This is a genomic window from Candidatus Nitrospira salsa, from assembly GCF_965152625.1.
Genome location: NZ_CBCUCO010000002.1, coordinates 1,813,923 through 1,827,677, shown reverse-complemented (window position 1 = coordinate 1,827,677; position 13,755 = coordinate 1,813,923). Strand labels below are relative to the sequence as shown.

Here is a 13,755-nt window from a genome sequence, read left to right as displayed (position 1 = left end):
TGAAGAAGCAACTTCACAATGTGCTGAAATCAGGAGCAACATTGGAAAAGCAGACATCGTTTTTTATGGATTAGGGATGCCTAGATTGTCTCCGTTGTCACTTCTTGCTGGGTATCTTGGAAAATCGATTCAGAAGCCATTGGGTTGATCCGTATCTGAACAAGATCACTGTGGTTTCCAAAGGATAGAGCTGTTGGGAGTAGGACAACGGAGTTGCTACAGGTCAAACTCTATGTCCAGTCCTTCTACAGGCCGATCCATGGTGTTCTCATGTGGTGAAGGTGACAAGGTCAGGCTAAGGTTTGTTTTTTAAGGGGTAGGGGCGACTGGCAGATCGTCATTGTCTGGTCTCACACGAAGACGGTCGTTCGATCGTATACGATCATTCTTCAAGTTATTGAGTCGTTTGAGTTCCGCCACGGACAGATCGAACTGCTTCGCAATGGATGTCAGCGTGTCCCCAGACCGCACGCGATACCAGGCGGCTTGCGAGGCCGATTCAGCTTTCAGGATGAGCGAGGGATTGTCATCTTCGTCTGCTCTGATACGAAGCCGGTTGTTCCAAAAGATCAAATCTCCTTTTTTCAGATTATTGAGTCGTCGGAGCTTTTGAACAGACAGGCCGAGTTTCTTGGCCACGTCATCAAGTGTTTCCCCAAATCGCACATGGTACCAGGTGGGTGGTGGCGCCGGTTCAGATTTTGGGACAAGCGAAGGATCGTCATCCTCGTCTGCCCTGACACGAAGCCGGTTGTTCCAAAAGATCAAATCTCCTTTTTTCAGATTATTGAGTCGTCGGAGTTTTTGGACAGGCAGATCGAGTTTCTCGGCCACGTCATCAAGTGTCTCCCCAAATCGTACATGGTACCAGGTGGGTGGCGGCGCCGGTTCAGCCTCGATTGCGATTGGAGCGCTATCGTCGTCTGTTCGTAACCGAAGCCGGTCTTTCCAAAAAATCAAATCGTCTTCTTTCAAATTATTCAGTCGTCTGAGTTCCTGAACAGACAGACCGAGTTTCTCGGCCACGTCATCGAGTGTCTCACCAAACCGTACGTGGTACCAGGTGGCAGATTCCGGTGGAAGTTTGGTCCACTTCTGAATTTGATCGTGGTGTTCTCGTACCAGGAGCCCCTTATCCAGAGGAACTTTTAACGAATAGCCAACCTCTACGATGGGAACGATATTTTGAAGAAGTTCTGGGTTAAGTTCTTTCAATTTTTTAAAGGAAATTCCCGTCGTGTCTGCCACCGCTTTCAGGTGAGCACGCTTATGCACCAACACTTCATCATAGGTATACGGTGATGTCGTATTCACCTTGAATCCATATCGAGTCGGATTTGACGCAATGAGAACTGCCGCGATAAAACTGGGGACATAGTCCTTGGTTTCTTGCATGATATACTCTGTCTCCCGAATTTCCCAAAAATCTCGACTGCCGCTTTTTCGAATAGCTTGCGAAATTTTCGGCCCACCTGCATTGTAAGCCGCCAGCGCCAACGGCCAAGATTGGTATTGATCAAAGAGGTCCTTGAGGTGGTGAGCCGCAGCGACCGTGGATTTGACAGGATCCCGACGTTCGTCCACATACCACGTCACGTTCAGCCCGTACGTTATTCCCGTTGGCTTCATGAATTGCCAGGGTCCTGATGCACGTGCTCGCGAGAGGGCGCGAGGATTAAACCCACTCTCGACTAATGAGAGATAACCAAGTTCTGTCGGTAGCCCGACTTCTCTGAACACACGTTGAACCAAATTTTTATATTTCTCGAATCGGTCAAGGTATTGTTGAAATCTATTGTGAATGTCATATTGATAATAATCGAGGATACGTTTGACTGGCCGATTGATTTCGAGCGGCATCATGGCATAAGAGCGACCAGTAGAAACCAGAAAATGCCGGGTGGTATCTCGTTGAGCATGGTGTCCTTCAAACTGATGAACAGACAAAGGCAAGGTCACTTTTGCGTTGTAGTCTGCAAATTCAGCAAAGAGAGGAGTCTCACCTACGCCCGAAAAGCGATCGACCATGAGCAAGTCTTGAACTCTGCCATCTGCATCATTGAGTGGTGAAGCATGCTGTGAAAATTCCTGAGTCGCATTCATCTGCCTCTTCTCTCCTTGGTTAGGAAGCGGTCTGTTGAACGTAGACTTCGGGGTTTTCTCTGATTCAGCTACCGCCTTGTGTGTATTGACGTCATTTTGTGCGTGTGTGGCTTCTATGATAAATGCACTCCACCACAAGGTGGTCATGCAGCATGCTACAGAAAGAATCAAGCTGTTGGGTCGTCGTGTTGTATTCTTGATCACGGGTGTACTGGTTTTACTGACGTTTTTATGACGATATTTCTAACCATCTCACCATAATAAATTACTGTCAATACATTTGAGGACTTATGAATTGCTGGAAGGCTAAGGCGTTTGGTTAGGACATATTTTCACGATCGAGAGAAAATGTGCTTCATATCATCCTGCAAGGCAGGCTACACTATTTTTTATGCATCGGAAAGGCTGAATCGAGTCGATGTCACGGTGAGTCTAGGTTGAAAAGGTTCGTGCGGTCTTTTTCATTCACTCAATTTTGCTAGTTGTGTAAAGTTATTCTAGAATGCAAGGCTTTTCTTATGGGAATGAATCTCTTCGACAAGGTCTTTGGAAAAGAATTTCTGGGTTCCGTGCCTTCGAGTCCAGGTGTGTACGAGTTCAAAGTTGAAGCGAAAACGATTTATGTTGGAAAAGCGAAGAACTTACGCGATCGATTCAGGCAGTACAGAAATACAACGAGAAAAAAGGCTCATAGAAAAATGCGTGAAATGGTTCGGGTTGCCACGGCCTTGACGTTCCATGTTGTTGAATCTGAAAAAGAAGCGTTGTTATTGGAAAACCAACTCATTCAAGAGCTCAAGCCCACATTCAATATTTCTGGCGCATTTTCCTTCATGTATCCCGCCCTTGGCGTAGGATATAACGACCGTGTGTTCTATCTTTGTTATTCAACAGACCCGGAAGCGTTCGTCAATACGGTATTCAAGATGCATGGTGTATACCGTTCTCGGGATCTCACGAAAGAGGCTTATTATTCTTTAGTTCGGATATTGAATTTTCTTGGACACCGTGAACCCAGCCAACGTTTGAAGAAATTTCCCAAAATACCATACACCAACATTGCTGGATTTAGACAATTACACCCTGAATTGGCTGTAGAACTTTCTGACTTTCTGAATGGGAGAAATCGAAACTTTCTTCGAGTGGTGATTAATTCATTGTTGGAAAAGACTATCGAAAGTAGTGAGGCAGGGAAGATTCAGAAAGCGGTGAATTCTTTAGTCGAATTTTTTCGTGAAGAAGCCAATCGACTGAGGAAGGCAAAAAAGAAATCAGGATGTAAGAGTGAATTTCTAAGCCAAAAAGAACGGGATCGAACCTTTATCCTGGCACGTTTTGCCGAGTGATTTTCTTAGTAGCCTGGATTGTTAGCCGCATGAATTGAATTAGAGGTTGAGCCTGTCGTTGATTATTGGGCCAATAAGGATCCTGACACATTTCCGTTGTCAGTTATTTTACATTACCACCAGTTGTTGGCGTTCAGCGGTCAGGCAAGTTTTTCAAAGTGGAAGACAGCTACTGCGTAGCACGTTCTGGCACAATTAACCCAGGAGGCCTCCATGAGGCGCATAGTCGTCTTGTTGGTCATCACTTCAACATTCTTTGCCGCCCCGCTATTAGCTCAGGGGGCTACAAAGGACGAGCGAAAATTCGACAAGTCCGGCACGATGTCAGTGGACGAACGCAAAGGAGAGCCCATCACCTTCCTGTTCGACGTTCCGTATGCCAAGAGCGACAATCCCCGGCATCGGCTCGATGTGTATCTGCCGAAAGGACGAGCAACCGAAGAATTGCCGGTGATTGTATTTATCCATGGCGGCGGTTGGGTTCATGGCGACAAGTCCGATGGGGCAGGCAGGCTGATGCCCTTTCTTCGCTCTGGGCAGTATGCAGGCGTATCGATCGGATACCGTTTGTCCGGCGAGGCGCAATGGCCTGCACAGATTCACGATAGCAAGGCGGCTATTCGCTGGGTTCGGGCTAATGCCGCGAAGTACGGGTTCGACGCCGACCACATCGGCGTCTTAGGCAGAAGCGCGGGTGCTCATCTGGCCCTGATGCTTGGCGTGAGTGACGACGTGCCGGAACTTGAAGGGGACATTGGCCCATATAGGGGCGTAAGCAGTAAAGTTCAGGGAGTTGCCAATTTCTTCGGCGTGTCGGAGATCATGGCGATCATTGGTCAACCGAGCGACATTGACCGGACCCAAGCGAACGCCCCGGAGGCAATGCTCATTGGCGGCCCTTTGCGTGAATACACCGATAAGGCAAAAGCCGCCTCACCCATCACATACATCACGCCGAATGACGCGCCGGTCTTGACCATTCATGGGACAGAGGATCGCACGGTTCCCTACGACCAGGCCGTGAGAATAGATGCGGTGTTGCGCAATACCGGCGTGCCAAGTTATTTCGTCATCGTCAAAGGGGCGGGGCACGGCAACTTCAACACGGCCGCAGACGTTAGAGTCAAGGCGTTTTTTGATAAGTACCTTCGAGAAAATATCGTACCCGTCTCAACCGCGACGATTGAAACATGGAAGCCTTAAAAAAAGAATAAATATGCCATTCATTTTTAGGAGTCAGACTCGATTAAATTGGGAGCTATTCATAGAAATTAGCTCTTCGTGAATTATTTATAACTGAGTATTTACTGCTAATCCGCTGTTTATGTAGGTATGCATATATACTCCGGGATTAGCCTCGTCATTACGACGCATGCCCAACATGGTATGAGTCGTAATCTCCTGTATTGGGAGTTCAATCATGTTGGTTCTGTCTTTTCCTACTAGACCCTGGAGGAGCTCGATCGAGCACACGGACAGACTCTTGGTTAGCGAATTAATAGTACGTTATGAGGACTGTTGTCTCTTGGAGGTTTCCTGATTGATCCGTGTGCGGACGAGATCAATGTGGTCGCGCAAATGGTAGAGTTGGTCGGCGTAGGACAGCGGAGTTTCGACATGCTTGACCTCTGTTTCTAGTTTGACCACGGCTTCGGCGAGTTCCTCTGACGTGGCACTGCCGGTGTCTAGACGTGACTCGATACGTTGTAGATCCTCATACCATCGATAGATGCGGGAACGAACTCGCCAACGGTAGAGAGGTGGGAAAAGCTTGAATAGAGGGATGACGAGCGCCGCCAGCGGAATCAGCATCACCACGAGTCGATCAATTAAGGTGGCGGCCCAAAATGGCAGAAAGCGCTGTAGGAACGATGGTCCACGTTTGTGAAAGCGCTGGGCTTCTTTGCTCAACGGGATGGACAGGTACTCTCCCGATGGAAACTGTTCTTCTTCGTGAAATAGTCCGGCGCTTCCGACGATTTTGGGTGCCGATAACAGCAGGAGATCGACTAACGCCGGATGCAGGTCTTTTCGAGCTATCAGCATGGCTGTCACGGCAATTAAGTTCAGTTGGGTTGGTGGACGTTCATTGGCAAGGTCGATAGCACCGGGTGGTAAGCTTACTGGAGATAAATACCGACGGTGCAGGTGATAGGCTTTTGCCCGTGGCAGGTTCATCAGCGCAATTCCTGGTGCTCGTAGCAGAGTTTGAACCTCCGACGATTTTTCCCCGCTTACCATAAATAACGCATCTAATTTACCTGCCCGGAGAGCTTTACTGGCCGTGGCATTATTCAATTCGCTAAATTTCTCACCCACGACATTGTTTAACGCGAGTAGTTCATCCGTCAGTCTCCTCGTCCCGCTGCCTGGAACTCCTCGATTTATCCGTAGCTCGGCCAACTCCGAGAGTTTTGTTGGTGGTGGATCTATTCGGTGAAAGATCCATAAGGGTTCGTAATACAAACTGGCGAGCCCTCGTAATTTTTCGCCTCCTGGCACCGAGTCCACTGGTGTGCCGCCTTGCATCAATGCGATATCGACTGTTCCTTCTGCTAGTAATGCCGCATTGTCATCGCTGCCGGCGGTATTCAGGAGTTTGAGCTCGATGTCGTTGTCCGCTAAAATATCCTGCATGGCAAGGCCGAAGGCATGGTAGGCACCAGTGGCACTGCCCGTGGCCAGAGTGATGACCTTCGGCGGGGCTGGTTCTACAAACTGATAGGCCAGCACAAACCCGGCTAAGGCAATCAATATGGCAAGGCCAGTACTCTTGAGCAAGGAAGAGTTCATGGAGAAGGAAAACCTCCGATGTTAATAGCGTCGCTGTAGGAGGAGGGGGTATGATTGCGAAACGTATACCGAAATACTGAATTCCCATACCGTACTTGGGATATTACCATACTACCATTGTTGAGGGAACGCGCTAGTCAGGTAGAGTAAAAAGTTTTTCGTTTGTAAGAATTGTAGATACTTTACCTTGGATGGAGTTACGATGAATGACATTGTAACATTGTTTTTGATGCTCTTGTGTTGTACCGAATCTTTCTCCTAGCCAGTTGAGGCTAGCCGCTACCCTGGTCCCCGACTGACTTGGCCGAGCGATTTTCCTCTATTTCATTGAGAAGATCAATGAATATCGCATCTTCAGGTTTCGTCTTTCCTTCAATCCATTGAAGTGTGTTGGTGGAAGTATGTTCTTTCAAGGTCCAATGTCCCGGACATTCGAAAACCGTCCAAGCTTCGTAATAGTAGCTTACTTCAACAACGTACGGTTCGTGGTTTCGATGCACAATGTCGAATGTAATCACCTGCTGCCCAAGTTTTTTCGCAATGCTCAATGCCAAATGGATTGATGCTTCGTTTATCTCTTGCGGATTCCAATCAATTAATCCACTGCCACTTGCTCGGAAATCGCCTGGTCGATTCATTCGTCGAAACGCAAATGCCCTATATCCAATCACAACAATTCGTAAGTCGTGATCATTGCCTGGGATGAATTCTTGAAATAAGACACAACCTCTCTGGATATCCGGCGGTAAGCTATATGACCGTGCGTCCATCCCTAACAATGCTTTTGCTGCATCACGTCCTCGTGCTGCAATTTCTCGAAGTAAGGGTCTTGGGTTTGGAATTTTTAACGACGCTACCCCTTCTTTGAAAAGTTTAGACACCCAATATTCGCCGTCTTCGAAATTGCGAAGTAAGCACACATTGTCTGAGCATATTCCGAATGCGAGCTTCAGTACGATGGGATACTTAGAATGTCCTAGAAAATCTATTGCATCTTGACGTCGCCAAAACACCCACGTTTTTGGCGTTGGAATGCCGCGTGCCTCCAGTAAATAGCGTTGAGAAATTTTATCTTCAAAGAACCAACAGGTTCGCCAGTTCGGGAAGGTGATCAAGTTTCCAGTATGATAGAGCGCTGACATCATACGTTTACCGAGTTCACGGCTTGTTGATGCATTCCAAAATGCCCACATAAACGCATCGGAACCTTGGAGCTGAGAAAATAAATGTTCTTCGTCGTACACATCGACGATTCGAATGTTATATCCGGATGCTCGTGACAATTCTACCCAGCGATGAGAAAACGATTGACGTCGTCCACTGGCTAGCGGGACATCATCCGGTTGAATGGCAATAGTATACACGTGGCCCTTCTCCTACGAACTTCGAGCGTTTGTTATCATGTTTCTTTCTCGGATTATTTCAGGAAATTGTTAAAGCCTTAGGTGGCGAGGAAAAATAATTCCAGAACAAAGGAGGTTAAATAATGGCAAAGAAGACAATGACCCATTGGAACATACTCATTTCAGAAAATGATAAGAAATGGGAAGGAATTGAAGGTGCCGATGGCCAACTAGAGCAACTGACGTTAGCTTCGATGGAGAGTCTGGAGACTATACTTGATTAACTCGATTTAAGCCCGGTGCGGACATCTCAGCTTTTGGGCCTAAAAGCCATGATCGCTGTCCGCGGTTTGACAGATTTCTCATAATTATAAAACGAAGTGCCTGTTCGTTTTTTGCAGAAGATTGTGTATGGGAAAGAGCGGCAGTTGTTTAGAATGTGATGATGCCTATTCAAGCATTGTCCATATGGTTCCTCTTTTTTCGAAGATCGTAATCTTGCACGCGTCCAATTGAGTTCAAATGGTATTCGCGAGATATTCAGTGAGGAGGACGAGCCCATATCCACCAGAAGGCAAAGCGATGGCTCCGAATATGGGATGTGCCGTAACCGGGAGAAAGGCGCCAGAATGATTATTGGTAATCGCCTCGATAGCACGCTCAATTTGCTTTCGGGATTCTTTTTCAGATGGGATTTGTTCATCTAACGGCAATAGCTTCGTCTTCAATGTGGCAAGGGCTATTGTTCTGGCTTTCTCCGCCGATCTTCGTAACCCGATGGCGTTCCCAAACGCATAGGCAATATTCAACGTTATTAAAATGGCAAGGCTCACGGGAAGATCCCAGCGATCAAAATCCGAATGCCGAGCCACAGCCATAAGAAACACAATAATAAAAGGATAATAAATGAGATGTCCGATGACCGCTGTCCGCTGGGCAATCAAGTCAATAATCAGCCATTCATGGACATGACATTTTTTTACACCTCGTTTCTTGGCCTCAAATTCTAATAAACCGTCCGGCCATTGAATCGATTCTTCGATAAGATGTTTAATCAATCGCCGGCAAAGACTCGTGGCATCCACCACAAAGAAAATCAAGAGAATCATGCTCAATACACTCAATGCTAAGACGACTTTGTTAATCAAAAAGCAAGCCGGACCACGACAAGGGGTATGAGGTGAATCAAACATTTGCATCAATAAGGAACCTACGCAGAGATAGAGAATGGCTGGTAATCCAAATCGCATCCATCGATTCTTCCAGAGCCCCAGTGATAAATAGTTGGTCCACAACTGATCAATATCGTGATGCCGTAATGGTTGGGGGACCCAGTGATGAATACCCATCAACTGCTGACGCCACGAACCCTGAGGGTGATCTTGTGGTGGCTCTGGTAGGCTGAACGTATCTCTCAATTGAATTTCATTATTACGCAGACTCCACCTCGAATATAGAAAAAAGACTCCGCATAAAAAGAAAGACCAGAGGCGTAACCCTTGTGTTGGCCAGACACTGATTCCTTCTGTCAGGACAAAGGGCTCGCCCTCCGCTCCATCACTTAAGGCCCAATATATTAGCCCGATGATGAGACTAAGGCTCGCCACCATCGCGACCCAAAACGTACGTTGAGTCACAAGCCTTACAAACATCGTCCATACATGGCTGCTCATCAAAATTGCGCAGCTCAACAAAAGAATGATTGCTGTGATGATCTGAAAGGTGAGTAGCCAATTGAATAGATTCGGATAACCTGTGTCTGGATCTAGGTCTGGGCGTTTAGGATGGGGCCCAGTGGGTGTCAGTGCACTCAAATCAAATGGACCGTAATGGCCAATCTCAAAAATTCTTGGTGGAACGTCAGTCATAAACTGTCTTTCCTCTTTCTCTTTTAAGGCTTGCTGTACGGAAAAGAACAGCGCGGTTTGATAACTGTCTCGAAAGGGGGGAATTGTTTGCTGAAGATCGTGTTGAAGTTCCAATCCAAAATGTGAAGCGACAACGAGGTTGCGGGTCCAGTCCCATTGTTCTGGGTGGACAAGAAGAGCATCCAGATCAGTTGTGAAAAAGATAGCCTGAGGAAAACTTTTTCGTAACGCCTGGAGGATCAAGAGCTTATCGTAGACATCGCTTCCGAGAACGCCAATGGCCTGAAATTCTCCAGGAATATTGGCTTCAGCCTTTTTAAGAGTTTTGGCTAATCGACGAAGGTAATCTAACTGCCCTCCACCTTCTGGGCGTTCCATGCCTACCGGTATGCGTTTCGCTTTTCCGCCTGTTTTTTCATTGAACAGATTTTCTGTTTTATTTTTACCATCGGACATAAACGGAAGCTCGCCATCCAACCCAGCCAAATAAGAGTAATGGTGTGCCCAACACGGCCAAACGTTTCGACGAAGGATATTAATGTGTTCTTCGAATTTCGACCCTGATTCATCTTCTTTCATATTTTCGGCAACAGCAACAAAGGTTCTGGGTAATACTCGTCCGTACAACGAATCCCATTCTGAAATTAATGCGACATGATGAGAACATTCCTGTTTCGTACAAGGGGCAGTGACATCGACCTTCCGCAGCTTCAATTCATCAATGAGTTCTTTAGCTAATTTGGCATCGGTCCCAATGGTCCGAATTAGAGAAATGCCTGCTTGTTTGAATTTCTCGACGACTTTGCTCATTCCAGCGGATGCTGTGGTCGTTGTAGCCGAGGTTGCCAACGTATCTTTGGAGCAAGTCGAGGGATCTCCTATCGAAGTCAACGATTTTCTAGAGTTAATGGGCGAATCTCCTATCAAGTAGGTGTCATCTGCAGTGGACCAAGAAGAAAAGATTTCCACACCCTGTAGCGGATTCAATGCAGGCAAAGAACTTTTAATTTCCTTAACCATAGTGCGAAGAGCATCAGATCTCCGTGGTCCTAAAATTTTAAATCGACTGCTCGCTGGGTAAAAATCTTCTTTGAAATTCTTAACCAGGTGAGCGAGTCCTTCTAACGGTTGGTCATTGAAGTCCTGCCCTTTGAGCCAGACAATTAAAATCTGCGGCGCCTCCTCACCAAGGCTGGGTTTGGGTTTATACCATTCAACCGGAACGACCAATGATGGACATTGTGAGGAATTACAGGGCTTCCGAGTCCAATTGAAAAAACGAATATATTCCGACGTCTCGGGCAAATACTCTGCAGCTCCAAGCGCGGAAACAATGGCATAACGATGACGTAGGCGCGACTCCACTCCGCTGGAATACGGACTTCCATCTACCATGACCGGCATAATGGTAAAGGATGATTTGTTTGGTGCTAGCGAAAGAATCGTGTGTGCTAACTCACTCAAACGGTGAGGGTCATGAGAAGGCGTATGAGGCTTTTTCTCAAACGCATGCTCTTTGTTCAGGTGGGTTGTAATAGCTTCAAAGGGATCTTGCCAGAGACGGGATTCTACACGCTCATGTTTCACAAAGACCGGACTTTCCACTTCCTTGCCAATGGGCCGTGATGTTTTCAACGGAGCTTGAGAGACTAAGAGGCCGCTGACCATGGCCACCAAGGCTAAAATGCTGGTTAGTGGAAGTTTGGGAGTATTATTCTGAAGGTCAACCATATCAATGGAACTTTTGATATCCAACGCCATGAGCTTGGAAAATTTGAAAGCAAAGATGCATGGATTCCATGACCAAGTTTTGAACTATATGTTGGTGATGTCTTGGATCCATGGCGGTCAACCTTGGAGGAAATCTTGTGATGACTCTGAGAACCGCTTAGACATTTATCAGGATCATCTTCTTGAAGAGTTCGGTTACTTATGGAAAACCTCCCATTTTCCTGCCAAGCGCACGAGAATAATGGGTTCCTGATCAAACATTCATTGTGTGTGGTTTTTCTTCATGTCTATCCTGAGCTTTAGGATAAAGTTGATGCTGAGTTGACGAGAAACCGCGATCAACAGTGTCGTTCATTTTCTGAGGACTGGCCTGGTGCTTCTTCATGTTCACGACCTTTATTAATTGTCTTTCATACGAATGTTGTTTCATCTGTGTAAACACAATACCTACATAGGCCATGACGGAAAGATAACAGGCAGAAATGATGAAGGTGAGCAATGTTGGGACATACAGCCAACCGGGCAAGTACGGTGAAATCTGGTTTGGCGCAACGAGCGGGCACCAACCCAACATACCTACGGCAAACGAAAGGGATAGAAAGATGAATCCGACCCCCACTCTCCGTTTGACGTTAGCTATAAACCCTCCTGAACTTTTAAGAGAAAGGCGAACCTCATTGCGTAAGGCGTCATTTAGCGTAAATGCCTGATTCGGATGTTGATTTAACCAAATTAATATCCGCCGCCATGTCACGGCTCCGCGCACAAGGTTCGCAAAGAGACTTGGGCGTAGCTTCCAACGTTCCCACCAGCGCTTCCACCAGTATTCTTTTTCGGTCGATGGAGAGAATTCTTCTCTGTGTAATGGCTCTGAGATGCCTTCCTCTTCCTTTTCCTCCTTTCTGTCCTCTACGGGATTCACTTCTTTTTGGTACCCTTTTGACGGACGTGGCATACCCCAGAGTAATATTGCACTGAGAATGGCGGAAAGGTATGCGAGAGCAAAGCCCTCCCGTTGCCATTGGATGATCCCATAGCTCAGCAGCAGACCTGTTATCACTGCCGTAATCAATGGAATACGAAAGTACGCCCATTCCAACGCCTTTTGATAGAACCCGGGCACTTCGATAAATGATGGCTGGGCAAATCTATCCATACCCTTAGATGCAAGTGAAACGGGTGTTTCCTGAGGTTGAGGCTGGGCTCTCGGGCAGTCGATAATCGAGTTGACCAAGATGTCAAAGAGTTCTTGATCTTTCCAATATTGCGTATGTGCTGCGCCTGGAACAGGATACCGTCGAAAGACAACATCCCGATAGGCCACAGGTATAGACGTGTCGAATATTTTTTTATAGTTCTGGCATTCTTGGGCCACTTCAAGATGGTGCCCGACCGGGTCCTGTTCATCACACAAATTATAATGTTGTATTTGCGGGAACAATTCCTGGTCCAGCCAGTTTTCAGCCCATTCATCGGGGAAGTCGTGATGCATCAATCCCATGTGCCGATAGTTGTGATGCCAAAGGACATGAAACTTATCGATGGGTGAGCCTAAGGTGATAAAGTTTGCCACGTTTGTTCGCCAAAGCAGATGGGGCACGGCTGGAAACTCTTTTGTTACTTGCGGGTACATGTTTTGGAAGGCTTTGAAGTTTTCCTTTCCATCGGGCAAGTCCGGATTCTTAGGATTTTTTTGAAGATTCTTTATAAGTGATTCCCACGAATCTTTCTCATGGTCTTCTTGTTCCGTATAGCCAGGAAAGGGAAGTGATCCGCTGGCATGCGTAGTTTGTCCTGAGCGGATATTTGAGTTGGCAAAGGCATAGACCAAGGCATCAAAGCTCATGATGCTTCCCAGGCTATGAGCAATGATGGTGTACTTTGGTGACGCATACTGCTCGCGGGGATCGGTGCGCTCATATCGACACCATTGTTCAAAGTCACGAAGATGGATCTGGTCCAGGGTAGAATGGAATCTGCGAACCGCCTGCCCTCGTGTCCGGGTATAGTCCCCATATAAATGAATGTCGCCAAGGATATTGTCGAAGATGAGGTTGGCAATTGCCGGCTTATACCATTTGAGTATTCGTTGAAAAGGAATGACCGTGTTCTCAACTTCCTTGAGTAATGGTTTCATCCAGGGCTCGCTCCAATTTTCCGGTGTGAATGGCAGTTCCAGACGATTGAGCAGGGCTCCGGTCCAGGCTTCGACACGAGAGGAAAACTTGGCCTGATGATCCTGAAGAATATCCGCCCATCGAAGATCGACAAAGCGAAAATTCTTACCGGCAGTTTTGGACTCACGGGTGCCGTCAAAGGGATCCGTATATTTGTCTTTTGCATCCACAGGAATTCCGCAAAACTCAGACCATCCAGGCCCATGACCCTTCCGCCTGACTGAATAGGACGACAAATTGGCTGGAAGAAGACTCCGATAGCTCAAAGGAACTGATTTCTTTTGACGAGCTTCGGCAAAGCGTTGGACCACTTCCACTGAAGTAACATTCTCTGCCTGTTCACCAATACCATGAACCGTGACGATATAATGGGGTGATTTTCTGATCTTCATCT

The 13,755-nt window shown here is 46.9% G+C and carries 8 protein-coding genes; 3 read left to right on the top strand and 5 right to left on the bottom strand.

Annotated elements, in window-relative coordinates:
- Nucleotides 1-309 precede the first annotated feature (309 nt).
- Nucleotides 310-2,103: a LysM peptidoglycan-binding domain-containing protein gene (locus tag ACWQXP_RS10215; protein WP_454062715.1), complete on the bottom strand. Its 1,794-nt coding sequence runs from the start codon at nt 2,101-2,103 to the stop codon at nt 310-312.
- A 518-nt stretch (nt 2,104-2,621) separates the two neighbouring features.
- Here ACWQXP_RS10215 and ACWQXP_RS10210 point away from each other — a divergent pair.
- On the top strand, nt 2,622-3,449 hold the full coding sequence (locus ACWQXP_RS10210; RefSeq protein WP_454062714.1) for a nucleotide excision repair endonuclease: 828 nt from the start codon (nt 2,622-2,624) through the stop codon (nt 3,447-3,449).
- 213 nt (nt 3,450-3,662) lie between these two features.
- A complete protein-coding gene (locus tag ACWQXP_RS10205) occupies nt 3,663-4,652 on the top strand; it encodes an alpha/beta hydrolase fold domain-containing protein (protein WP_454062713.1) in 990 nt (329 codons plus the stop codon).
- Between the two features lie 303 nt (nt 4,653-4,955).
- On the opposite strand, the gene ACWQXP_RS10200 is transcribed toward ACWQXP_RS10205, so the two are convergent.
- Together ACWQXP_RS10200 and ACWQXP_RS10195 are read right to left on the bottom strand one after the other, a co-directional pair.
- Nucleotides 4,956-6,242, bottom strand: coding sequence for a TAXI family TRAP transporter solute-binding subunit (locus ACWQXP_RS10200; RefSeq protein WP_454062712.1), 1,287 nt, complete (start codon nt 6,240-6,242; stop codon nt 4,956-4,958).
- A 272-nt stretch (nt 6,243-6,514) separates the two neighbouring features.
- Nucleotides 6,515-7,606 (bottom strand): ATP-grasp domain-containing protein, encoded by a 1,092-nt coding sequence (locus ACWQXP_RS10195; protein WP_454062711.1) that lies wholly within the window; start codon nt 7,604-7,606, stop codon nt 6,515-6,517.
- A 122-nt stretch (nt 7,607-7,728) separates the two neighbouring features.
- Between ACWQXP_RS10195 and ACWQXP_RS10190 the strand changes: the two genes are divergently transcribed.
- Nucleotides 7,729-7,869 (top strand): hypothetical protein, encoded by a 141-nt coding sequence (locus tag ACWQXP_RS10190; protein ID WP_454062710.1) that lies wholly within the window; start codon nt 7,729-7,731, stop codon nt 7,867-7,869.
- A 234-nt stretch (nt 7,870-8,103) separates the two neighbouring features.
- Here the strand turns inward: ACWQXP_RS10190 and ACWQXP_RS10185 are convergent, their stop codons facing one another.
- The gene (locus tag ACWQXP_RS10185) at nt 8,104-11,184 is read right to left on the bottom strand and encodes a hypothetical protein (protein ID WP_454062709.1); all 3,081 of its coding nucleotides are present in this window, start codon (nt 11,182-11,184) and stop codon (nt 8,104-8,106) included.
- Between the two features lie 253 nt (nt 11,185-11,437).
- Nucleotides 11,438-13,753, bottom strand: a complete 2,316-nt coding sequence (locus ACWQXP_RS10180; protein WP_454062708.1) for a hypothetical protein — start codon at nt 13,751-13,753, stop codon at nt 11,438-11,440.
- Nucleotides 13,754-13,755 lie beyond the last annotated feature (2 nt).